The organism is Terrirhizobium terrae, assembly GCF_030323265.1.
Lineage (GTDB): Bacteria > Pseudomonadota > Alphaproteobacteria > Rhizobiales > Rhizobiaceae > Neorhizobium.
Map to the genome: position 1 here is coordinate 334,995 of NZ_CP104991.1, position 21,516 is coordinate 356,510.

Consider the following 21,516-nt stretch of genomic DNA (forward strand, 5'->3'; position numbering starts at 1 on the left):
GTATGGGGGGCAGAAGAGACATTCGGCCGCACAGAAGCCGAGATGATGGGACGGCCTTTTTCGGACATTTTTACGATCGAAGATCAGGCCGCGGGCGTTCCCGATCTCGAGCTAGCCAGGGCCGCGGAAACAGGCGTCGCAATAGACCGGCGCTGGCATATCCGGGCAGATGGCACGCACGCCTTTCTCGACGGGACCGTCCGGCCGCTCGTAACGGAGAGTGGTGCCGTTCGTGGATATATCAAGATTGCCCGAAATGCGACGCTCGAGAAACAGTCTCAGGACAGGCAGCTTGCTTTCCTGGAGTTTGGCGACCGTATCCGGGAGCTCAAAACTGTTACCGAGGTCGCCTTTGTTGCATCTGAAATTATGGTGCGCAACCTTGAGGGCGCAACTCGCGCGGGCTACGGTATGGTCGATGCTGTCGCCGAGACCGTTCAAATGCTGCCGGGCTGGTGCGCTCCAGGCATCGATCCAGTTGCAGGGCTCCATCAGTTCCGGGATTACGGGAGCTTTATCGACGACCTGAAGCGCGGCGACAACATAATCATCCCAGATGTAACAATTGATCCACGTACTGCGGGCTCCGCCGATCTCTTTCGGCAGATCTCGCTGGCTACCCTGGTAAATATTCCGATCATTGAGCACGGCGTGTTTGTGGGCGTTATGTTTGTCCATTACGACAAGCCGCACGAGTTTACGCCCGAAGAGCGGGATTTCGTGCGAACGATTGCTGATCGGACACGTGAAGCTGCCTCCCGTATCCGCGCCGAGGAAGACCAACAGATCCTCAACCGCGAGATTAGCCATCGCCTGAAAAATACCATGGCCATGGTCCAGGCGATCGCGACGCAGACACTGAGACCGGTCACCGATCGGGCGCCGGTAGAGGCCTTCACAAATCGCCTGCACGCGTTATCCAAGGCCCACGAAGTGTTGTTGGGCCAGGATTGGACATCGGCGCGCATGACTCAGGTAATGGACACAGTCCTTCACCAGATGGCGCTGCCCGAACGATACACGATCGAAGGGCCTGACCTTGAGCTTGGCCCGAGGACCGCTTTGTCGCTGGCGCTGCTTATGCATGAGCTCGGCACCAATGCCCTGAAATACGGCGCGTGGTCCAATGAAAAAGGTCGGGTTTCAGTCACGTGGCGAACCGAGACCGGGAACGGCGACGACACCCTCGTCCTATTATGGCAAGAGAGTGACGGTCCACCAGTTGCAGAACCAGCCGGCAAAGGTTTTGGCTCCAAACTTATTCGTCTTGGCCTCATGGGAACAGGCGGTGTCGATGTCAGCTACGAGCCTAAAGGGTTGAAGGTTGAAATGCGGGGACTGGTCTCCCAGTTGCGACAGTCATGATGAGCGAAATGTCAGAAACGCGCACACCACCTGTAGTCCTAGTGGTAGAGGACGAGCCGCTGCTGCGGCTGGCAGCAATTGATCTTGTCGAGATGGCCGGCTACGAGGCAATACCCGCAGCCGACGCAACCGAGGCCGTAAAAATCCTAGAAGCCCGCAATGATATTCGGGTTGTCATGACCGATGTCGACATGCCACGTGGCGTCGATGGGATGCGGCTCGCAGCTATCATTCGCGACCGCTGGCCACCGATCAAAATCATCATCGTTTCCGGCCATGTCGAGGATCCGGGCAATCTCATTCCTGCCGAAACCATGTTCTTCTCGAAACCCTACCGAGAAGAGCAAATTATGGAGACAATCCTTGGGATGATGAGCACCTGGTCAGTTGCCGAACTTCGATAGGTCGTGACCCACTGCGATATCAGTCAGTCCCCTGTGACCGTCCATAGCCTGAACCAGCTCGGGCAGTGTATTATGCCCTTCGCGGAAAAGATTGAGGCAGATCTCGGCAGCGATTACTGCGTCGGGGTCATCTTTACTCAAACCGTACCGATTTCGCCAGGATTTCAAGGCGACGTCGATGATTTCCAGTTCGGGCGGGCCAAAGGTCGTTTCTAAGAATGATGGCATTCGGTATTCCTTCCCAGCGCAAAGCGATGTGGGAAGGACTTCAAAGAATTCAAGCGGCTCGGCCAAGTTTAGCTTATGAAGGGATGAGAACCACCGCCCGACTTATAATATTCGCCAAGCATCTGAAAATACTGTCACTCAGGACCGTTGCCTTGGCAGCAGGCCGCCGGAAATCCGCACCTCATCGTCGGCCCTCACTTGCACTAGAGAATTCACCAGGACGGTCGTTTAGAGTTGAGTCTCTGCCTTAATTTTCGCCTTTACTCATCCGCGCGCTACATAGGTTTTTTGGGAGCACAAATATGCGAACCGTGTACTGGGATAAGCCGGTGGATTTTGATGGCCGCCTGATCTTCGGGCCTATGGAGGCGCACAAGTCTATGATGGGCGCCAGCTGGGTGACGATTAGAGACCGTCCGTTTGCTGCCGCAGCAAACAGCATCAATGACGCTCTGAACGGTCGCGTATCTCCTGACTTCGCGCGGGAATTATTCGAAACGGCGCTGAAATCCCGGCGCCATATTCGATTGCAGCTTAAACAGCAGCGTTCAGTGCTTTGAACCTTTACAACCCTCGGCCAATCGAACCCGCGGGAAAGGGAAGCTCGTGAACTCCGTAATCCCCGTAGGTTTCGGTCTCGAGTGGGAGTTTGCTGTCTTCGTTCAAGATGGCCTGCTCGATAAGCCCATCACTGGGCCAAGAGCGGCTCTCAAATTTCTTCATGAAAATTTTCGCCATCAAACCGGAGCACCTTTCCGCGCTGCGATTGCTGACTGCAACAGTGCGCTCACATATCGCTGCGATGCCGAGATTGCCAGATTTTCATTTATCGCGGCCTACGCAGATTACAGAGTGAAGCTCGATCGCCGCTAATGCTAAGGCAAAGGCTCCAGGAAAAGAGGTTGCTCCTGGCTCTGCGTCAGTCCATACCTTGAACGATTATCGTTCGCTGATGCTCGGCAGATGAAGCGCGACATCTCGTCGACCTCTTTCGTCGAGAGTTTCGACGTTTGCTTGCCAGAAAGCCTCTGCTTCGGAAGGATCATTCTCCCATGACCGCGTGGTGACGATATTGTCATCCACCTTCGCCCGGCGTCGTCCACCGAGATTGAGGTAACGCATCGCGGTCGCATACGAGGATGTTTCACCCTGATCCTCGCTGAGCTGGCTTTCCGGCCTCGGGTGCGATTGACCCAATATTTGCAGCAGGGCTTCAAATTCGGGCTTGCCCACATTGCGATTGAGGAAATCCGCCACAGGAATGCGGGTTACCTGACCGCCTGAAGGCGCGTTCGCTTCATGCACCACCACCGTTTCACCCGAGACCTGATGCTTTTCAAGCGACCACCGGTCGCCATTTGAACTGACGGAGAAATCTTGTTTATCGATCATCGAATGTGGTTCCTTACGGTTGCTGATCGAGACGCAAAAGCGCGTACGATCTGCTTGATAGGAAAGGTCTGATACTCATAACGCCGACACCCAAACGAGCCAGGCGTGGCGGTGTTCCAGGTGCGCTCCCGCGCTCAAGCTCGATCGCAAGCCGTTTTTGTTCTGGTGGGATGGCCGCACCTGGATGCGTTGATTACCTGCTGCCTGGAGGGTTGGCGATCAGGCACGATCGTAGGTAAAGGATGTCAGCAGCGTCGTAACAAAGTTGCTCGCCCGCTCTTTGACCAAAACCTCAGTCCATTCGTCCGTGCCACGAAGCCGCAAGTCCGTTTGGATGCTGTCGACTGCGGCTTCTTCGATCCGTTTGATATGTGTTTTGAAAGCTTCTTCGCCGCTTCCGTGGTACATATCGCGTATCACCATCCGCAGGATTTCCTGGATCGCAATCTGCCAAGCCGTATTGATCGCCTGCAGTTCGTTTTTGTCTGGTGACATGGCATGCTCCTAATGCGGCCCTCACGGGAGCGGTCGCTTCGTCAAGCCGGGACGTGCCCCGGTTTAATCTGCTGGCGATTTAGGCCTGCCGAGCCTTGCGGTTCGCATAGCGGCGATCGCGCGCGGCCTTCCGAGCAGCATCATCCTCAACGACACGTCTGATCCTTGCACTCTCTGCGATCGCGCGCTCCTCCGTTTCCGCTAACGCAGCAGCTTCGATAGCTGCCTGCTTTTCGGCCGCATCGGCGTCGCGTCGGTTACGCTCCTCAACTTTGAGACGGTCTCGTTCTACACGGCGTAAGTCGCGCGCTTGAACAAGTGCGGTGCGCTCGGCCTGTTTTGCATCCCGTATGGGATCGTTAGCGGTCTTGGCTACCTGGTAAGCGGCAAGGAGCGCCGCTTTCGCATGAGCAGCAGCGGATAGTCGGTCAGCGAGTTCAGTGTTTCCAAAGTTTCTCAAATAGTATGTCCTCAAGCGCCGATGGCGCGGTTAGCGCACCTTGGTGCGTTTGGCGACGAGTGCGGCGGTTGCCGACATCCGTTCAGCCTGCTCTTTCGCAAGCCTTGCTTCTCTGAGCCGTAATGTCTTCGCCTCGCGTGCGTGTTCTTCCGACTGCAACTCTTCCAACGCGTTGTTCTTGGAAAAGAATTGGGATTGAACGTTGCCGAAGGCGACTTCGGCTTGCTGGCGAGATTTGCTGTATGTTTCCGTCATGGACTCCTCCATCGTCGGTCGTTCGACCAAATTAAAAAGGCCAGGCAAGCCGCCTGGCCTCAGACTGATAAGTGCTTCCGGCGATGCCAGTACATCCGTGGTCAAAGGGAAGCAGATATCACTAAGCGGACTGCAGATTGCAGGCCGACATCTTGCCCGACTTCATGTCGCGCTCAAGTTCGAAGCCGATCTTCTGACCTTCAACGAGTTCGCGCATTCCGGCGCGCTCGACAGCGGAGATGTGAACGAAAGCGTCAGCGCCGCCATTGTCAGGCTGGATAAAGCCGAAGCCCTTGGTGGAGTTGAACCATTTTACTGTGCCAGTGGTCATGATGAACCCTTTCAAAGCATAGATTGAGGGACCGCGAGGCAAATGCTACGCGGGTATGAACCGACTATTTTTGAAAGAGAAGTTCGCTTAAAACGCGGTGCCAATCACGCCGTAGACAAGCTCGGCAAACAAAAGATCGATTTAAGATACATAGGCTGCAAACAGTCCGGCGTCAACGTTTAGTTTTTTTGACGAGCGCGATCGCCACTTTAGGTTGTTGCAAACTCAAGCACATGTAGTCCGAGGCGTTTACAGGAAAAACGAAGGTGGCCGACCAATGTCCTTTGCGTGCCACAAGGTTTCAGACGGAATAGCCGGACGTCGACCTCCTCCCCGCGCGTCTTGCCTCCCTCCGTTAACCAGACGCCGAGCCGCTACATCAGCAGTTGGTGAGCAGTGCAGAGCTACCTTACTCGGTCATTGCCGCGTGTATCGACCGAATGACGAGCTCGAAGTCGTACGGCTTGGCAACAAAGGAACGCCGGGCGGCAGCTCACCTGCGCCCGGGATAAACCTGCCTGATGTGACAATGATTTTGATGGGTGGCCAACGATCGCGAACGAATGCTGCAAGTTTTAGTCCGTCCATCGTACCCGGCATATCGATATCGGTGAAGATCATCCGGATATCAGCATGGCGTTCGATGATGGCGATTGCGGCTGCAGCACTATCGGCCTCGAAGACCTGAAAGCCAGCTACTTCCAGTTCGTCCACGATTGCAAGCCGGATTAGGGCCTCATCCTCGACGACGAGAACGGTGATGGGTTCGGAATGCACGGGCTGTCTCGTTTCGGTTAGAGAGAAGTGGCCCTGCTTCAAGCCCTCAAACATTTTGTCTGATACCGTATCAAATAGACCGTTGCGTGTTTCGTTCCAGTAGTGCCACGAAACTCCGAAGCGTTTTTCCTCGTGATCGTCGTTTTCAGTCAAGTGCGAATAGGAATGTGCCTGTAGCCGTCATCGAGATCGACACAATTGCCCGGTGGGCTCTTGCGCAATCCATGGTCTTGGTGTGTCCGCGGTCCCCTGCATTGCGTTGAGAAACATCTCTTTGCCGATTGTCTCGGCGCCGTTTGGCGAACCGCACATATTTCGGCCGATCGGGCTCGTGCAAAGGCGGTCCTGCACTCGCAGTGCGATTATTGATCGGCTACATCATCATCTGAGCAGGATCACCGATCCGTACGGTATAGCTCTTTGAGCGAGCCTAATAAGTCAGGCCCATATGGGCCCGCTAATCGTTGATGGTTACAAAGCTCTTGAATGGAATCGAACTGGCGACACGGTCATTACGAATTTTCTCAGTTCAAGGTTCGTCTGCCGACCAAGAGCTTGGTTTCACCGCACGACTGATTGGGGATGGGACCGAAAAACCGTCTCCATAATCATAACTGCAGGTAGTGGTCATTAATGCAACTGCTCCGCATTGGTCGCTTGGCTATGGCATAAGACGGTTTTCAACACCTCAGGTTCGCTGCGACATCAGTTTCGCAACCTCGGTCATATGCTGCGTTCCCCAAGCACAAAGTGGCCTCAGCGCCTCGGCGAGCGTCTCGCCGAACGGCGTAAGTGAGTATTCCACTTTCGGGGGATTTCCTTGAAGTCGTGCCGATCGACAATCCCGTCGGCTTCTAGTTCTTTAAGCTGCTGGATGAGCATCTTGTCGCTGACGTTACCGACAGCGCGCCTGAGGTCGCCGTAACGTCGAGCTTCGTGAGCGAGGTGAAACAAGATCAACGGCTTCCATTTCCCGCCAATGACAGCGAGTGATGCGTCGAGCCCGCAGAGGAAATTGGACGTAACCATCATGAATTTCCTCACTTACCAAAAGGTGCATACTGGCAACAATGAAAGCGCTTGTCTATCTTGTTTTCATACGACATTCTGAAAGGTAACTTTGATGGGCAGACTTCAAGGCAATATTGCCGTCATCACAGGCGGAAACAGTGGGATCGGTCTGGCGACGGCGAAACGGTTCGTTGCGGAGGGCGCCGAGGTATTCATCACCGGCCGCCGTCAAGAGGAACTCGACAGAGCGGTTGAAGCTATTGGCGGTGGAGTGACGGCGGTACAAGGGGACGTGTCGCGGCTGGACGATCTCGATCGGTTGTTCGAAACGGTGCGGGAGAAGAGCGGGCGAATTGACATCCTCTTCGCGAATGCAGGTTTAGGCACATTCGCCCCGCTCGGTGCGATTGACGAGGCGTCTTTCGATCAGACATTCAACGTCAACGTCAAAGGTACGTTGTTCACCGTGCAGAAAGCACTTCCGCTTATGCAGAGGGGCGGATCGATCATCTTAACCGGATCGACAACCGGCTCCATCGGAACTGCAGCGTTCAGCGTATATAGCGCCACAAAGGCAGCAATCCGCAACTTTGCCCGCAGCTGGGCCTTAGATCTTAAGGGGTCGGGTATCCGGGTTAATGTGCTATCGCCCGGTGCCACGGAGACGCCTGGTCTGAAGGGGCTCGTAACACCTGCAGAGGAGTCTGCGCTGCTTCAAGGTCTAGCGGCACAGATTCCGCTCGGCCGGGTCGCAAATCCCGAAGAGATTGCGGCTGTCGCCCTCTTCCTGGCTTCAGAAGATAGTAGCTTTATGACAGGCGGCGAAGTCTTCGCTGACGGTGGCGCAGCGCAGGTTTAGGATCTGGAAGCCCCAAGCGTGATTGCCTGGGGCCCTTCGGGGCAAGAATGTGATAGCTAAAATCCCAACCGGCCGAGGACTCTAATCTTTGCCGCTTCGCCAGTAGTGGTCGATGATATGCTGGCCATTGTTGACGATCCGTTGACCCAGCTCCGGATCACCGCCTTGCATCGTACGCGGATCGCCGCCGCAGAGGCGGATGAAGGCAACTTGCTGAACCGTGAACAGGAAATAGTCTTTGCTGGTTGGCTCGAACTGAAAGACCCGACTGTTCGAGTCTTTCCGAAACTTCGGCCGCCGCCTCATCGATTGCTTTGAAAACGGTCTCCAGCATCGTTTGCTCTGCAGCTTCGCGGATTTCGAGAAATTCCCGTTGCTCGGGAGTTGGCAAGGTGCAAGTCTTCTCGTTCATAGGTTCTCCATAACGTCTGGTATGCAGCGTTGAAAATGCCTCACTGCGAGCCGAATTCGGCACGCATAATGGTTCCGCCGCCGGGCGCACTCAGGATCGAAATTCTGCCATCGTGTCGCTCAATGATTTGCTACACCAGGTTCAGGCCGAGGCCGCTGCCCGTAGACCGTGGTCTCAGGCGGTGGAATGGGTCGAAGACGCGATCGCGCTCCTCAAGGGGTATGCCCGGACCATCGTCCTGAACCTCGAAGCCGGAACCTGTCACGCGCAAAATGACATGGTGCCCGCCGTGCTCGATCGCGTTCTGGACAAGGTTCGTCATTACCCGCTCGATCGCACCCGCGTCACCACGAAGCACTGACGCGCCTTCGATCTGCACCTCTATCGTGCGCAATGAGGCAATAAATAGCGGTGCCAGATCCGCCGCGACGCGACGGGCGAGAGCTCCTAGATCGACGCGTTCGTCGGCCCGTTTGGCATCCAAGCGCTGTATGTCAAGCATTTGCTCGGCAAGATTGCTCAGGCGTGCCACATCGGCGCTTAGCTTGCGTGTCGCCGGTTCGGCCGCTGTATCAATTTTCAAGCGCAGGATGGCGATGGGCGTGCGCAATTCGTGCGCGGCGGAGGCGATAAAACGCCGTTGCCGTTCATAGCCCTCGTCAAGCCGGCGAAGGGCGTCGTTCACCGCGCGCACCAATGGCGCGATCTCACGTGGCACGTGCTCCTCGCTCAGGCGTCGCCCACGCCGGTTTGCATCGATCTGCTCAGCTTCCCTGGCGATCCTGGACACGCCGGCAAGTGCTTGCCGCACGATCCACGGCGTTACTACCAGCGAGATCAGCGCCAATGCAAGGAAGATAGGAATGACGATGACATTGGACGCGAGCAGAACGACAAGACTGACGCCTGTCAGCTTGCCATGTCCCAGGATCGTCAGCGCTCCGCCCGGAGCGATCTCGCGCCGGATTATCGCCGACAACCGATAGGGGGATTGCGATCGCGCAGATGCGCATAGGACAGATCCTTCAATCGGCCAAGAAGCGATGAATATTGCGACGGGATGTCGCCGAACGTCACGTTCCGGCCGACATCGTCCTCAGCAACGAACCAAAGGTCGGGAGATTCATCACGAAGCTCGGCGAGCTCGGCTGTTTCGCGGATCGAGAGCCCACCATCCTGATCCCGGACGATTGCGCGCGCGATCACCGGAGTTATCGTCTCGTCGATATAGAGCCCGCCGCTGTCCATGCGAAGCGCCAAAGCCATGAAGAATGTACAGGCGATGAGCAGTGTGGCAAGCTGGAAGATCAGCGGCTTTACGATCAGGGGGCGCTTTAGCGACGGCTGACCTCGCTTCATGTCAGATCCTTCAACAGGTAGCCGACACCCTTGATCGCATGGATTTCGATGCCCGCGTTCGCTTCAGCGAACTTGCGGCGGAGACGCGAGATGTGGGAGTCCAGCGTATTCGACTGCACGTCGTCGTCGAAACCAAAAACAGCCTGTTCCAAGGCCTCTCTCACCACCGTTCTACCACGACGTTTTACGAGAGCTGCTAAAACGCGCAACTCGCGGCGGGTCAGATCGAGCCTCGCGCCACCGACGCTGGCCTCGTCATTCGAGACGTCGAACACAAGCGCCCCGACATGAATTTCCTCACTCACCAGATGGGGGCGCCTTCGAACCGCACGAATGCGGGCAAACATCTCGTCGACATCGAACGGCTTGGTAAGATAATCATCAGCGCCGTTGTCGAGGCCGGCGATGCGGTCTGTCACCTCCCCGCGTGCGCTTAACACGATGACGGCAAGGCCAGGGTGGGTTTCGCGCAGCACTGGCAGGAGCGACAACCCGTCCCCATCCGGAAGAGTGCGATCAAGCAACACAAGATCATAGGATCCAGACATGGCTGCCTCCTGTGCTATCGAGATGCGGTCCGCCTGATCGACAACGAAGCGCTCTCGCTCAAGCGCAACCCGCAGCGCATTTGCGAATTCTGCCTCGTCCTCTACGATCAGTACTCTCAACGATCACACCTCGCTTCACCACTGTGCCGGGATTAAGTCTTCAAGTCCGCAATAGACTGTTGCCGCACCCTGTTATTATTAGCGCAACATTGCAAAATCCTGGCGTCACGGAACTTGTGGCGGTGATTTACACCCTCCACAGATTCATCGGTGCTCTTCATTGATGCCTTGGATCCAAGTGTAAAAACTCACCGTCGCGTTGCAGACAAGTTCTTGTCCTGCAGCCACGTTCGGATTGCCTGGACAACCTCCGGCTTGCGCTCCAGCGGCAGCCAATGCGCCCCGAGCAGGTTTACGATGCTCAAGTCGGCGCAGGCCGCGCGCATCGGCTCGCCGTAGCGATTACCTTTGATGGTATTGATCTGGTCATACTCGCCATTCACGAACAGCACGGGCAGCGATATCTGGCCGCCGTCCGGCGCGCTGCGGGCGTAGGCAATATTGGCCGCGTCGTTCAAATACCACGCGCAAGGTGGGCGAAAGCCATGGGCATCGAACGCCTCGACTAGGGCGTCGAAGTCGGCTGCGGGCCAAAGCGCCGGGTCGGGCTTGGTCGGGGGCTCGATGCGCCTCGCCAAAGCGTCCGCCTTTGCGCGTCACCAGCGCATTTGCCGATGGCTTGCGGACGCTTGTCGGATCGCCGGGGCGGTAGATCGACGCCAGTGATGCCGCCTTGTCCGCGTCAAGATCCGAGACCGCCGCCTCGAAGTGGGTCGTGTAGTAGCGGTAATAGTCCCACTGCCCGTCCGGATACTCATCAGCCGGGTAGATCGTCCGGTCAATCAAAGGCACAAGGGTGGGCAAAGCGTTCGCATCCGGAAAATAAGGAACAGAGATCAGCACAAGACCGCGGCTGCGGGCGGGCTCGTGCGCAACCAGCGACCCGGCAATGACGCTGCCCCAGTCATGGCCGACCCAGATCGCAGGCTCGCCTCCGAGATGGTCATGCAATTCCGCCATGTCCCGGACGACCTGTTCGTTGGTGTAGGCGGCGGAAGCAGTGGGTGCTGACGAGCCACCATATCCTCGCATGTCGGGCGCGATGCACCGCCAGCCGTCGGATGCAAAGGCCACCATCTGCGCACGCCAGATAAGGCTGAGCTCCGGCCAGCCGTGGAGAAAGATCATCAGCGGCCCATCGGCCGGCCCGCATTCGAGATAACGTGTCGTATGGCGGGGAGAAGAAAACGTTCGGGACGAAATAGCGGCCGAGGTTGCCGCCCACGCTGCAGAGGGCAACGCTGCTGCAGCTCCCAATGCCTTGAGAACTGTCCGACGTTTTAGTCTGTGTCTTGTGGCATCGAGCCCGAGGTATCTTGCAGAATCCATCTTCATCTCCTTTCACATGCATTTCAGATAGGCTTGACATGGGCGTACGATAAGCGCGGTAATCCCACATGAGGCTTTAAGTAAAACTTCAAGGTAGATCGTTGCGATACAGAGACACCCTTGATGGCGTCGCTATGTTCATAGCTGTGGCGGAAGCAGGTAGTTTTTCGGAGGCCGGCCGGCGTCTGGGAATTTCGCCGTCGGCGGTCAGCCAGGCAATCGGGAGCCTCGAGAAGCGACTTGGGACGCCTCTCTTCCGCCGCTCGACGCGCAGCGTGAGCCTGACAGATGTCGGCAACGACTACCTGCTCGCGGCCGCTCCGGCGGTCGAACAACTCAGGCAAGCTGCGGAGGACGCGACAGGCAAAAGTGCGCGCCCCGCTGGTTCTTTGCGGCTCACGATGCCGCGGGCACCGTTCGATCTGATGATCGCCGCCACATTGGTCGCCTTCAAAGATGCCTTCCCGGAGGTCGAACTGGAGATTGCTGTGGAAGCCCGGCTGGTAAATATCGTCAAGCAGGGCTACGACGCCGGCCTACGCTTCGGCAACCACCTCGAGAAGGACATGGTTGCGGTCCAGATCGCGCCTCCATCGATGGCGATTTTGGCTGCGGCACCCGCCTATTTGGCGAACCGATCTGCGCCCAACAACCCCAGCGACTTGCTCCAACACCGCGCAATCGTGTGCCGTAGCCAGATTACCGGATTAATTATTCCGTGGACACTGGTATCGGCAGGCGACAAGACGCAAATCTCGCCCCCTGATGCAACTGTTGTTCACGACCTTGCCTCGCAAATCGACCTCGCAGTACGCGGCCTTGGGATCGTTAGCGTTCCAGCCGCAATGGTCACTGACCTCGTCAACCGAGGAGATCTGTCGCGCGTTCTGCCTTTATGGTCTTCTCCGATGGAGGCGCTATACATCTACTTTCCGAGCCGTCGCCATCAATCCGCGGCGCTACGCGCATTTCTCGGGTTTCTGAAAAGCCGATCCTAGATCTGTCGGATCCTGCTCGGGCGCGAGACGCTGTTCTTTCCTTTTCCCTTCTGTCTCATGCCTTGATGAGATCCGAACCTCTGCCCCGTAGTTCAAGTGAACTTACAGCTAGCTTTTTCAAACGGCTCTGAAAAACGCTGGGAGGTCTACGGCTACATCCAGAGGTTCGAAGTGCCGCAAATTTCCGGTGATCACGGTCAAATCCTACGCGCGAGCTGTCGCGGCGATGATGACGTCACCGAGCGCGCGGGTCTGACCGTTTTCCTCTCGCTTCATCTTCCATGGACCCAGCAATTCGACCGACAACGATATTTTCTCGGAAGAAATGTTGAACCTGCCCTTTGAATTACTTCTCATTTAACGCGGACGATCGTTGGATTGCCGTTCTCATCGACAAGGAATTTCTCCTGTAACAATTTCGGTTTCTGAGCCGAAGAAGGAGCATGAGCCGTTCTACGAGGAGAAGTTTCATGATCGCTTCCTATCGACTACTGCTTCCAACCGTTGTTGCCGCATTTCTTTCGACGACCCCGGCGATCCTACAAGCCAACGAGATCTATGCCGCCGATGGTGTCGCCATCAACGGTTATGACCCGGTGGCGTATTTCACCGAGCGAAAGCCAATCAAAGGAAATCCCGAGTTTGTGGCGTCCCACAAAGGATCGAACTTCCATTTCTCCTCCCAGGGTCACCGCGATGCGTTCATTCGCAGTCCGGAGCGCTACACTCCCCAATATGGCGGCTATTGTGCTTACGGCTTGGCTCGCGGCTACAAGGCAACGACCCAGCCGCAAGCTTTCACAATCGTGGATGACAAGCTTTATCTGAACTACAGCGACGAGGTCATGGCGACGTGGCGCAGCGACACCGCCGGCTACATCAAGAAGGCCGATGCCAACTGGCCCGGCGTCAAGGATGACCCGGCCCCATAGCATTTCATTCAGCCAGTTTTCGAACTTCGACTCAAGAGATGAATGTGAAATCCTCAAGTACCCTTGCGGGCCTGAGGGGCGCAATGCGCAACGTCATGGCCTCGCGCGTAGATCTCTCTTCCCATACGGGAGAAAGCGACTAAGCCGTCATCTGTAGCATCCTTCCCGCCAAAGCATTTGTTCCGCTCCATAGTCATCCCGACCGGGAGACCATGCTAGTGCTAAAGGGCGAACTGGTGGTTTGGCTGGCTTCTGCGTGGCGCCCGTTCGGTCCGGGGAGATTGTCAAGATCCAATCGAATGCGTTGCATGCCCTAAAAAACGAAGGGCCGGAAGAGGTCTCGCTCGTACTGATCACCACCGCGACCATGGCGAGTTTTTTGGCTGAAATCAGCGTCCAGGGCCGGGACGCGGTAGTCTCGACAGCACGGCTGGCTTATGTCGCACGAACAGCCTCTGCCTACGGCTACCGGAACGGCGACCTTGCAACTCAAGAAGCCATCGGAATGCCTCGCGGGTGACGAAATGTAATCCGCCCGTCTGGCAGCGAGCGGGGCATGCCAACATTCGTCAAGTGTCCATTGGACCGACCGCGCGCGGCGGCTTCTGCAAGCTTGGTGGAGTCTTAGATTTTGGATAGGGCTAACCAAAGGCTTATCTTCGAACTGGGCGCCGTCGAGGTTTTAGTTTGCCCGTTCCAGAACGAGTGCCTATGTGATGATCATGTGTGACCCACGATCGAGGATCAGGTGGCAAGGCCAAGAGAGTTTGAGGAAGCGGTTGTTCTGGAGGCTGCCATGCAATGCTTCTGGCAGCGCGGCTATGACGCGACCTCTGTTCGGCATCTGATCGAGGCGACCGGGATCACCGGTGCGAGCCTGTACAACGCCTTCGGTGACAAACGGGCCATATATGAGCGCGCGCTTGACCAATATGTCGCGGCAAGCATCGCTGATCGCATCCGACGCTGCGAGGAACTACGACCGCGCGACGCGATCGCGAGCTTTTTCTCGGAAATCATCGAACGGTCTCTCACCTTTCCGGATCTCAGGGGATGCATGCTGGTGAATGCAGCAATGGAGGTCGCTCCGCGAGACGCGGAGTTCCAGCGATCAGTCGGCGATGTCCTTACGAAGATCGAGCTCTTCTTCCGGCAATGTGTGACTGCGGGCCAATCTGATGGAAGCATCAAGTGCAGGATGGACGCCGCTGATCTGGCTCGCCATCTCCTTGGCATTCTTCTGGGAATCCGGGTGCTCTGCCGCGTCAGACCTGATCGCGATGCACTTGAAGGCATGCTGGCCCCCGCGCTTGCCCTTCTTGACGGCAAAAGCTGACCCTTGGCTTCATCACCAGACGAGCCAGCGCCGGCCCGCCAGATAACCGCTAATCGTTACGGCGGCGATCGCAAGCAAGTACCAGGTGGCCATGAAAAGTGGACTGTCGTCAGGGCAATGCCAGGCATAGATGGCTGCCCCCAATCCGCCGGCAGCCAGACCGGCGCTTGCGCCGGCGAACCCGGCATGGTCGGGAGCCCCTTGCCTGAGAGCCCAGAAGAAAAAGAGCATGGGGGCAAGCGAGAGGATCGGGATGGAAACGAGACAGCCAGAGGCGTAGCGGCCGACCAGGTTTTGCCGCCAAAGGTCGGCTGGCAAGACCACAAGCTCGATGGCAACGCCGGCAATGACGAGGCAGAGTGGAATGAGCAGCATCAAAAGATAGGGCTTGAGCTTGATGCCTGGTTTTCCGATCTGTGCGACCAGCCGATAGGTGAAAACGAAGATCAGGATCGTCACGGTGATCTTGAACGCGACGCGTATCGAGTGGAGCGCCTCCCACATATGCGGACGGATGCCGATAGCGGCCGCTAGAATTACGACGGAAAACATTCCCCCGACCAGTGCGCCGCCCGCCAGTATTCGACCCAGCCGAACCCGTATGGGAGCGTCCTGGGCAAGCATATCGATGAGGTCGTCCGTCTTCACATCAAATACTCCACATGACGTTTTCGATTCTCACCAGCGCAACAGGCGATTGCCGAGAAGATAGCCGATCAGCACGACGAATGCGATTGCCGGCATATACCAGATCAGGATGAACAGCGGACTGTCGTCGTCGCAGTGTAGTGCATACAGGCTCGCCGCTATGCCGCCCGCCATCAGTCCGGCCGCAGATCCGGCAATGCCCGGGTGACTAGGTGCGGCAAGCCGAAATCCATGAAGCAGGCATCCGAGCGGCGCAAGGGACAAAAAGGGTATCAGCACAAGGCATTTCAACCCATTGCGTCCAATAGCACGGGCAATCCATGCGTCGGTCGTAGTGATGCACATCTCGGCGATTGCACCTGCCAAGGTAAGCACAAATGGTAGAGCCAGGCACCACTTTCTGCCGCCAAGCAACACATCCGGCCTTCCTGTTCTGTCGAGGATAATGGCTGTAGTTGCCACAAGCGAAAGCATGATCAGGATCTTATAGATGAACCATTCGTCGCTCAGCGCTACGCCCATGTCGATACGTGCACCGATCATTGTTGCGAAAGCCATCGCCGCAATCGACGTGCCGCAGACCGAGGCGACCAGCAGCACATAAGTAAAGGATGGTAAGGGCCGAAGATCCCTGACCAGAAGGTCGATAAGCTCATTCGTCTTCATGTCTCCTCCGGTACCGAGCCGACAGCGCCTTCAGCGCTCTATGAAGCGAAACTCTGACAGCAACCTCGGACATATTCAGGAGAGACGCCGTCTCGCGCACGCTGGCGCCCTCCATTGAAATGGATCTTACGATCGTAAGCTGCGGGTCTTTCAGGTCGCGCAGGATCTTGTGCGCATCCAGTCGCGTATGCGGGTCCGGCGCTTCGCCGACCTCGATCGAGGCTATGACATCTTCGATAGGGATAGTCACATGCCGTCCTCTTCTTCTCAAAATGTCGATCAGCTTGTTCCGCACGATCGTCGACAACCATGGTCCGATTGCGCGATCCGTATCCCAGCTTCCTCGCTTGAGATGGATCGTCAAAAGCACCTCCTGAACCACGTCCTCCGCCTCGCTGACCGGCACTCCGAACTGCTCGCAACGCCGTCGCGCCATGGCGCGAAGATGCGGCGTCATGGCGGCGAGAACATCGCGATAGGCCCGCGCGTCGCCAGCCACGGCCGCCCGCATCATTGTCGCCCATTCTGCTTCCCGACTGGCTCTCGTCATCCGATCACCCATCTTCGTAAGCTCGACGGCATTTGTTACAGCGATAGCTGATATTTCGAGGGTGGCGCAGTTGGAGGTATGTGATCCATTGTTTCAAGCCATGCCAGTTCACGCAATCTGTCTGCATTCGAGCTTCCTCGGAGGCTGGATGCGGAAAGCGCCAGAACGACCACTCCCTGCGGCTATAAAGTTTTATAACAGTCGTTTTAGAATGCAATGTAAACCAGAACCGCCTTCTTCATGAAATGGATCATTGCTGGCTTCGGATGAACGCGAGCTCACGTTCGAGCTTCTCGATCCGAAGCTTCTGCTGAGCGATTGTCCGCTTCATATCTTCCACGCTCGCGTCTTCCGGGCTTCGCCGAGACGCATCGTCCGGCGTTCCTTTCGCATCATCAGCTCGTCGCATATCACTAGCGCACATCGCTCTTCTCCACATCACGGCGTCCTGCTCTGCCGACGGCCGGCAATAGCTCTACGTCGTTTCGAGAGGCCGGATTGTTACATTAATGGGCTGAGTTCAGTCGCCGGGTCACAGCGCTCCACTAAAAATTGGGGACCCCTGTAACAACCTGCGACCATCGCCCGTAGAGGTCCTTGTCGGCAACAGTCGACATCCTTGCCGGCTGCTTCTTGCGCCGGCGTTTCGAGGAGCAAGACATGCATCGCGACAGCCATGAACTGATTACCAGCAGTGTGAGCAATGACGCGCATCAGGCCTTCCAGCAGGCCGTATTTGGATTGGCGGCCCACCGCCCCAGCACTGCTACCGCGTTGCAAGCCACGATCTCCGCCGACCCCAATCACGTAGCGGCCCACACGCTCAAGGGCTTTGCCAACCTCATCCTGGCACGTTCCGAACTGCTCCCGAATGCCGAAGCCGCATTGGCGGATGCGCGTACGGCACTCATTCACGCCGATGGCGGGACGGAGGACGAGCGAATTCTCGTCGATTCCTGGAATGTGCAGTCAGCGGCTCATTTTCGAGCGCCATCAAGGTACTGGATGAAGGCTTTGCCGAGCGCCCCTCTACATTTTTGCCGTTCAAATTGTCCCATTCCCTGCGATTCATGATCGGCGATGGTGCAGGAATGCTCACCACTAGCGCGCGAGCCGCAGATGGGCTCGACCGCCTTGATCCGATGGCCGGGTTCCTGCTCGGATGCCACGCTTTCTCTTTGGAAGAAGCCGGAAGGTATGATGACGCGTTGAGGGTGGGCCAGGAGGCGGTCTCGCTTGAGCCGAATGATTCATGGGGCCTACATGCTGTCTCTCATGTCTTCGAGATGCGCGGCCAAACCGAAGACGGCATCGACTGGCTGGAAGATAGCCGCTCAGCCTGGTCCCGATGCAACAATTTTTCCTTCCATATGGCCTGGCATCTCGCTTTGCTCCATCTCGAACGGGGCGAACACGAGCGCGTCTTGCAGATCTACGACGACGAGGTTCGCCCCCAGCAGACGGATGATTTCCGTGACATGGCCAATGCGGTCTCGCTCCTGTGGCGGCTCAATCAGGTTGGTGTCCATGTCGGCTCGCGCTGGGTCGAACTCGCGGACGTCGCGCGAAGCCGTCGATACGACACGACACTCGTTTTTGCGGCACTTCACAATCTGGCGGCTCTCGTCGCCGTCGGCGACCGCGCCGCCTCTGCCGAGCTTGTCGAGCAAATCGAGATGAAAGCCCTCTCGACGGGCGACCAAGGTCGTGTCGCCGCTGCGATAGGCATGCCGATGGCACGGATCCTTACCGGCATGGGTGCGCCAGCCGACAGGCAGATACTCGATCGAATGATGATCAACCTCAACAAGGTGGGCGGCAGCAATGCGCAACGAGACTTCTTTGTTCTCGCCCTGGCCAAGGCAGCGGGCAGCGGAGGCAACCAAGCAGGTGTTTCGCGCATCCGGCATATGCGGCGACATCTCAAGGCAGAAGACCGATTGATGCGCTCGATCGAGCAGGCGGCCGATCCGCGCCTATCGGCGTGAGTTCAATAAACCAAGATCAAGGATGACCCAGATGACCATGATGGAAATGCAAAAGCCGAGCCTGTTCCCGACGATTGAGCCAGGTCTTGTCAAGGCAGCGCTCGCGGCAGGAGTATGCGCCGATATCGCCTGGGAAATCTGGGCTCGCGCAATCACACCGCTGCTGGTCGGCGGTCCGCTCGAGCCGGCTGCCTTGGTGCAGTCGGTATTCGGGTTCAACAATACCCTGGCTGCGGAAATCATTCACGCGATCGTCGGCATCGTTTTCTATCCGATAGGCTTCCTCTTCATTGCGCGGCCGCTTCAGCGTGCAATTCTCCCCAACCTCCCGCTGAGTATCACGGCGATCGGTTTCGGGATCGGCCTGTGGGTCTTTGCGCTATTCGTCATGGCTCATCTCTTCGCCGGGCTCCCTGCCTTTCTCGGCTTCATCCCTCTCGCCTGGGCGTCGCTTGCTGGGCACATTATTTTCGGTCTGACTGTGGCCTACGTCATTCGCGCCTTCGGTCGCTGACAGGAGCCCGCGCGTGCCGAACATTCGCGACTGTTTCGCAAGGATTTCGATCGCAGTCGGATTTTTGCTTCCGCCAAGCGCGGCCGTGGCGACACAGACCTGCGGCGGTCAGATCACCTGCAAGGTCGATGGCGGAAGCTACCGGATCGAGATGCCGGGCAAGGGACGCGCCAAGGCGGTCTATGTCTATTTTCATGGCTATAAGAGTTCCGCGGAACTGCAGATGCAGCAGCGCTATCTGATCGACGCAGTGCTCACACACCACCTCGCCTTCGTCGCCGTTGACGGTATTGACGGAGGCTGGTCGTATCCGAACTCATTTGCTCACAGTCGCGACGAGAAGCGCTTTATCACCCGTGTCTTTGACGACCTGGAGCGTCGTTTCGGCTTTTCCCTGACATGACGATCATCGGCGGCTTCTCGATCGGCGCATCCATGGCTTGGTACACGGCCTGCCAGCAGGGTGAGCGCGCGTCAGCAATGGTCACGTTCTCGGGTGTCTTCTGGGATCCTTTGCCAAAGCCGACGGACTGCGCCCCTGACATTCCGCAGATGATCCATTTCCACGGGACGGCGGACACGGTGTTTCCCCTGGCGGGCCGTGCAATCGGTAAAGGGCTTCATCAGGGAGACACCCTGAAAAGCATCGCTGTTCTTCGCGAACGGGCCGGCTGCGATCTGTCCCGGGCATACTCAAAGACAATCGACGGAACCGACTGCGAGGGCGTTCACGATTGTACCGGCGGCGACAGCGTTCTCTGCATTCACGGTGGCGGTCACGAAGCGCGGGCCGACATGCTGGACGCGGCACTCACGATGATTGGTTATCCGAAATGAAGATGCCGATCGACCGGTTGGGATTTCATCATGGCTCCATCCCGGCGAAGAAAAATGGAAGCACGGCCGAAAAGATGGAGGGGCAAGCACTCAGGGTCGCGGATGTCGTGGCGCGCAGTTTGCAAAGGCATGGCGTCAGCCACGCCTTCGGCATGCCCGGCGGTGAGGTCGTCGTGCTGGTGCATGCCCTGGAAGAGGCCGGCATTGGGTTTCATCTTGCTCGACACGAAACTGCCGCCGCCATCATGGCCGCCGGCGCAAGCGTGATGACAGACACACCCCAGGTGCTGGTGACGACCGTCGGCCCGGGGCTTGCCAATGCCGTCAACGGGATTGCCGACGCGGCCCAGGAACGGGTGCCGCTGATCGTTCTGTCCGGCATTGTCGATCGCCAGACGCGAGCGCGCTATACCCACCAGGTCATAGATCACGCAAAGCTGCTTGGCCCACTGGTCAAAGGATCTTTCGAGATCGAACCCGAGAGTGCCGCCGCCACCGTTGCGCGTGCCGTTGCGCTCGCAACGACGGAGCCGATGGGACCTGTCCATCTCGATATCTCGCCGGCGGTTGCAGCCTCGATGCCTGAGGTCGCTTCAGCGATCTCCCCGCCAAGAATACTGCGCCCGGCGACACTTGCCGTGGATCCGGTCGTTGCAAATCTTTCCAGCCGGATCGGTCGTTCGGTCCGGCCACTGATCATCGCAGGGTTCGAGGCGGCGCGTAGAGACGCCGGCGCGAACGTCGCAGCTCTGGCTGAGGCGATCGGTGCGCCGGTGATCACCACTTACAAAGCGAAGGGCGTGATCCCGGAAGACCATCGCCTGTCGCTCGGCGCGGCCGGGCTCTCCCCGCTAGCCGACAATGCGCTGCTGCCGCTAATCAATAGATCAGACCTTGTTCTAGCCATCGGCTATGACCCGATCGAGATGCGTCTCGGCTGGCTCGATTTTGTGAAAGACCCCGACAAACTGGTCGAAATCTCTGGGGCGATGCCCGACCATGGGATGCATCATGCGGGCCTGCGGGCAATCGCCGATGTCCGGTCGCTTACCGGCGGGCTCGCCCAAATGGTCGAGCGCCGGCTGACATGGGTCGACGGCGAGCCTGCCAAGCTCCGCAACCTGCTTCACCAGACCTTCACGCGCCCGGATGCCTGGGGTCCGCATGCAATTATTGAAATCCTGAACGAGGAAACGGACGACGATCTCGGTCGTGACCGTCGACAGCGGGGCCCATCGCATCCTGTTGTCGCAGAAATGGACCGCGCGCCAGCCTCTCAGGCTTCTGCAATCCGCCGGCTTCTGCACCATGGCCGCAGCCCTTCCCTCGCTATCGGGGCGAAGGTGGCGGATCCCGGTCTTCACGTCACCGCCGTGATGGGCGACGGCGGCCTGGAGATGGGCATCGGCGAGCTTGCGACACTGCGCGACCTTGGCCTGCCGATCACCATCGTCGTCTTTCAGGATCAAAGCCTTGCATTGATTGCCCTGAAGCAATCGGCGGGTAGGTTGCCGCCGGCGGGCGTAAAGCTCGGATTGACCGATTTTGCCACGATCGCCGGAGGGTTCGGTGGATATGGCGTGAATGTGGAGACGACCGATGACCTCCGTCACGAACTTGCAGCGGCGCGCGACCGCCCCGGTTTCAGCCTCATCTGCTGCCGCTTCGACGCAAGAGCCTACGAGGGCGCCTTCTAAGCCTG

Annotated in this window: 27 protein-coding genes and 3 pseudogenes; 16 read left to right on the forward strand and 14 right to left on the reverse strand. The window is 57.7% G+C overall.

Features of this window, described 5'->3' with window-relative positions:
- Nucleotides 1–42: 42 nt before the first annotated feature.
- The gene (locus N7E02_RS05435) at nt 43–1,365 is read left to right on the forward strand and encodes a sensor histidine kinase (protein WP_286579006.1); all 1,323 of its coding nucleotides are present in this window, start codon (nt 43–45) and stop codon (nt 1,363–1,365) included.
- A complete protein-coding gene (locus tag N7E02_RS05440) occupies nt 1,362–1,769 on the forward strand; it encodes a response regulator (protein ID WP_286579007.1) in 408 nt (135 codons plus the stop codon). Before N7E02_RS05435 ends, N7E02_RS05440 begins: the two co-directional genes overlap by 4 nt.
- Here the strand turns inward: N7E02_RS05440 and N7E02_RS05445 are convergent.
- On the reverse strand, nt 1,749–2,063 hold the full coding sequence (locus tag N7E02_RS05445; protein ID WP_286579008.1) for a hypothetical protein: 315 nt from the start codon (nt 2,061–2,063) through the stop codon (nt 1,749–1,751). The genes N7E02_RS05440 and N7E02_RS05445 overlap by 21 nt on opposite strands.
- Nucleotides 2,064–2,299: 236 nt before the next feature.
- Here N7E02_RS05445 and N7E02_RS05450 point away from each other — a divergent pair, with 236 nt between their 5' ends.
- Entirely contained in the window at nt 2,300–2,557 is a 258-nt protein-coding gene (locus N7E02_RS05450) for a DUF982 domain-containing protein (protein WP_286579009.1), read from the forward strand.
- Nucleotides 2,558–2,603: 46 nt separating this feature from the next.
- Nucleotides 2,604–2,870 carry a DUF982 domain-containing protein gene (locus N7E02_RS05455; RefSeq protein ID WP_286579010.1) on the forward strand — a complete coding sequence of 89 codons (267 nt, stop codon included), beginning with the start codon at nt 2,604–2,606 and terminating at the stop codon, nt 2,868–2,870.
- A 66-nt stretch (nt 2,871–2,936) separates the two neighbouring features.
- On the opposite strand, the gene N7E02_RS05460 is transcribed toward N7E02_RS05455, so the two are convergent.
- From N7E02_RS05460 to N7E02_RS05490, 7 genes and pseudogenes are all read right to left on the reverse strand, one after another.
- Complete coding sequence (locus N7E02_RS05460; RefSeq protein WP_286579011.1) at nt 2,937–3,389, reverse strand: hypothetical protein; 453 nt, start codon at nt 3,387–3,389, stop codon at nt 2,937–2,939.
- 219 nt (nt 3,390–3,608) lie between these two features.
- On the reverse strand, nt 3,609–3,884 hold the full coding sequence (locus tag N7E02_RS05465; RefSeq protein WP_286579012.1) for a hypothetical protein: 276 nt from the start codon (nt 3,882–3,884) through the stop codon (nt 3,609–3,611).
- A gap of 79 nt (nt 3,885–3,963) precedes the next feature.
- The gene (locus N7E02_RS05470) at nt 3,964–4,344 is read right to left on the reverse strand and encodes a DUF6481 family protein (RefSeq protein ID WP_286579013.1); all 381 of its coding nucleotides are present in this window, start codon (nt 4,342–4,344) and stop codon (nt 3,964–3,966) included.
- A 30-nt stretch (nt 4,345–4,374) separates the two neighbouring features.
- Nucleotides 4,375–4,599, reverse strand: coding sequence for a hypothetical protein (locus N7E02_RS05475; RefSeq protein ID WP_286579090.1), 225 nt, complete (start codon nt 4,597–4,599; stop codon nt 4,375–4,377).
- A 121-nt stretch (nt 4,600–4,720) separates the two neighbouring features.
- Complete coding sequence (locus tag N7E02_RS05480; RefSeq protein WP_018902430.1) at nt 4,721–4,930, reverse strand: cold-shock protein; 210 nt, start codon at nt 4,928–4,930, stop codon at nt 4,721–4,723.
- A 417-nt stretch (nt 4,931–5,347) separates the two neighbouring features.
- Nucleotides 5,348–5,860 carry a response regulator gene (locus N7E02_RS05485; RefSeq protein WP_353622814.1) on the reverse strand — a complete coding sequence of 171 codons (513 nt, stop codon included), beginning with the start codon at nt 5,858–5,860 and terminating at the stop codon, nt 5,348–5,350.
- Between the two features lie 535 nt (nt 5,861–6,395).
- A pseudogene (locus N7E02_RS05490) lies at nt 6,396–6,739 on the reverse strand (winged helix-turn-helix transcriptional regulator).
- Between the two features lie 91 nt (nt 6,740–6,830).
- Between N7E02_RS05490 and N7E02_RS05495 the strand changes: the two are divergent.
- Both N7E02_RS05495 and N7E02_RS05500 read left to right on the forward strand, forming a co-directional pair.
- Nucleotides 6,831–7,577 carry an SDR family NAD(P)-dependent oxidoreductase gene (locus N7E02_RS05495; protein ID WP_286579014.1) on the forward strand — a complete coding sequence of 249 codons (747 nt, stop codon included), beginning with the start codon at nt 6,831–6,833 and terminating at the stop codon, nt 7,575–7,577.
- Between the two features lie 117 nt (nt 7,578–7,694).
- Nucleotides 7,695–7,895: a hypothetical protein gene (locus tag N7E02_RS05500; RefSeq protein WP_286579015.1), complete on the forward strand. Its 201-nt coding sequence runs from the start codon at nt 7,695–7,697 to the stop codon at nt 7,893–7,895.
- A 134-nt stretch (nt 7,896–8,029) separates the two neighbouring features.
- Here N7E02_RS05500 and N7E02_RS05505 read toward each other — a convergent pair.
- The 3 genes and pseudogenes from N7E02_RS05505 to N7E02_RS05515 form a co-directional block, all read right to left on the reverse strand.
- Nucleotides 8,030–9,348 (reverse strand): annotated as a pseudogene (locus N7E02_RS05505) (sensor histidine kinase).
- Nucleotides 9,345–10,016 carry a response regulator transcription factor gene (locus tag N7E02_RS05510; RefSeq protein ID WP_286579016.1) on the reverse strand — a complete coding sequence of 224 codons (672 nt, stop codon included), beginning with the start codon at nt 10,014–10,016 and terminating at the stop codon, nt 9,345–9,347. The pseudogene N7E02_RS05505 and the gene N7E02_RS05510 overlap by 4 nt, the downstream one beginning before the upstream one ends.
- 188 nt (nt 10,017–10,204) lie before the next feature.
- A pseudogene (locus N7E02_RS05515) lies at nt 10,205–11,144 on the reverse strand (alpha/beta hydrolase).
- Between the two features lie 335 nt (nt 11,145–11,479).
- Here N7E02_RS05515 and N7E02_RS05520 point away from each other — a divergent pair.
- From N7E02_RS05520 to N7E02_RS05535, 4 genes are all read left to right on the forward strand, one after another.
- Nucleotides 11,480–12,343, forward strand: a complete 864-nt coding sequence (locus tag N7E02_RS05520; protein ID WP_286579017.1) for a LysR family transcriptional regulator — start codon at nt 11,480–11,482, stop codon at nt 12,341–12,343.
- A gap of 470 nt (nt 12,344–12,813) precedes the next feature.
- A complete protein-coding gene (locus N7E02_RS05525) occupies nt 12,814–13,275 on the forward strand; it encodes a YHS domain-containing (seleno)protein (RefSeq protein ID WP_286579018.1) in 462 nt (153 codons plus the stop codon).
- Nucleotides 13,276–13,516: 241 nt separating this feature from the next.
- Complete coding sequence (locus tag N7E02_RS05530; protein ID WP_286579019.1) at nt 13,517–13,795, forward strand: hypothetical protein; 279 nt, start codon at nt 13,517–13,519, stop codon at nt 13,793–13,795.
- Between the two features lie 228 nt (nt 13,796–14,023).
- Entirely contained in the window at nt 14,024–14,611 is a 588-nt protein-coding gene (locus N7E02_RS05535) for a TetR/AcrR family transcriptional regulator (RefSeq protein ID WP_286579020.1), read from the forward strand.
- Between the two features lie 12 nt (nt 14,612–14,623).
- Here the strand turns inward: N7E02_RS05535 and N7E02_RS05540 are convergent, their stop codons facing one another.
- Genes N7E02_RS05540 through N7E02_RS05550 form a run of 3 tightly spaced genes read right to left on the reverse strand, consistent with a single transcriptional unit; the run spans nt 14,624 to nt 16,475 of the window.
- The gene (locus N7E02_RS05540) at nt 14,624–15,259 is read right to left on the reverse strand and encodes an NrsF family protein (RefSeq protein WP_286579021.1); all 636 of its coding nucleotides are present in this window, start codon (nt 15,257–15,259) and stop codon (nt 14,624–14,626) included.
- Between the two features lie 30 nt (nt 15,260–15,289).
- Nucleotides 15,290–15,925, reverse strand: coding sequence for an NrsF family protein (locus N7E02_RS05545; RefSeq protein ID WP_286579022.1), 636 nt, complete (start codon nt 15,923–15,925; stop codon nt 15,290–15,292).
- On the reverse strand, nt 15,912–16,475 hold the full coding sequence (locus N7E02_RS05550; RefSeq protein ID WP_286579023.1) for a sigma-70 family RNA polymerase sigma factor: 564 nt from the start codon (nt 16,473–16,475) through the stop codon (nt 15,912–15,914). The genes N7E02_RS05545 and N7E02_RS05550 overlap by 14 nt, the downstream gene beginning before the upstream one ends.
- 660 nt (nt 16,476–17,135) lie before the next feature.
- Between N7E02_RS05550 and N7E02_RS05555 the strand changes: the two genes are divergently transcribed.
- From N7E02_RS05555 to N7E02_RS05580, 6 genes are read left to right on the forward strand one after another with little or no spacing between them, the layout of a single operon-like run.
- On the forward strand, nt 17,136–17,549 hold the full coding sequence (locus tag N7E02_RS05555) for a hypothetical protein (RefSeq protein ID WP_286579024.1): 414 nt from the start codon (nt 17,136–17,138) through the stop codon (nt 17,547–17,549).
- 17 nt (nt 17,550–17,566) lie between these two features.
- On the forward strand, nt 17,567–18,463 hold the full coding sequence (locus N7E02_RS05560) for a tetratricopeptide repeat protein (protein ID WP_286579025.1): 897 nt from the start codon (nt 17,567–17,569) through the stop codon (nt 18,461–18,463).
- Between the two features lie 31 nt (nt 18,464–18,494).
- Entirely contained in the window at nt 18,495–18,977 is a 483-nt protein-coding gene (locus tag N7E02_RS05565; protein ID WP_286579026.1) for a hypothetical protein, read from the forward strand.
- Between the two features lie 13 nt (nt 18,978–18,990).
- On the forward strand, nt 18,991–19,380 hold the full coding sequence (locus N7E02_RS05570; RefSeq protein ID WP_286579027.1) for a hypothetical protein: 390 nt from the start codon (nt 18,991–18,993) through the stop codon (nt 19,378–19,380).
- Nucleotides 19,377–19,814 (forward strand): alpha/beta hydrolase family protein, encoded by a 438-nt coding sequence (locus N7E02_RS05575; RefSeq protein ID WP_286579028.1) that lies wholly within the window; start codon nt 19,377–19,379, stop codon nt 19,812–19,814. The genes N7E02_RS05570 and N7E02_RS05575 overlap by 4 nt, the downstream gene beginning before the upstream one ends.
- Nucleotides 19,811–21,511, forward strand: coding sequence for a thiamine pyrophosphate-binding protein (locus N7E02_RS05580; protein WP_286579029.1), 1,701 nt, complete (start codon nt 19,811–19,813; stop codon nt 21,509–21,511). Before N7E02_RS05575 ends, N7E02_RS05580 begins: the two co-directional genes overlap by 4 nt.
- Nucleotides 21,512–21,516: the final 5 nt, after the last annotated feature.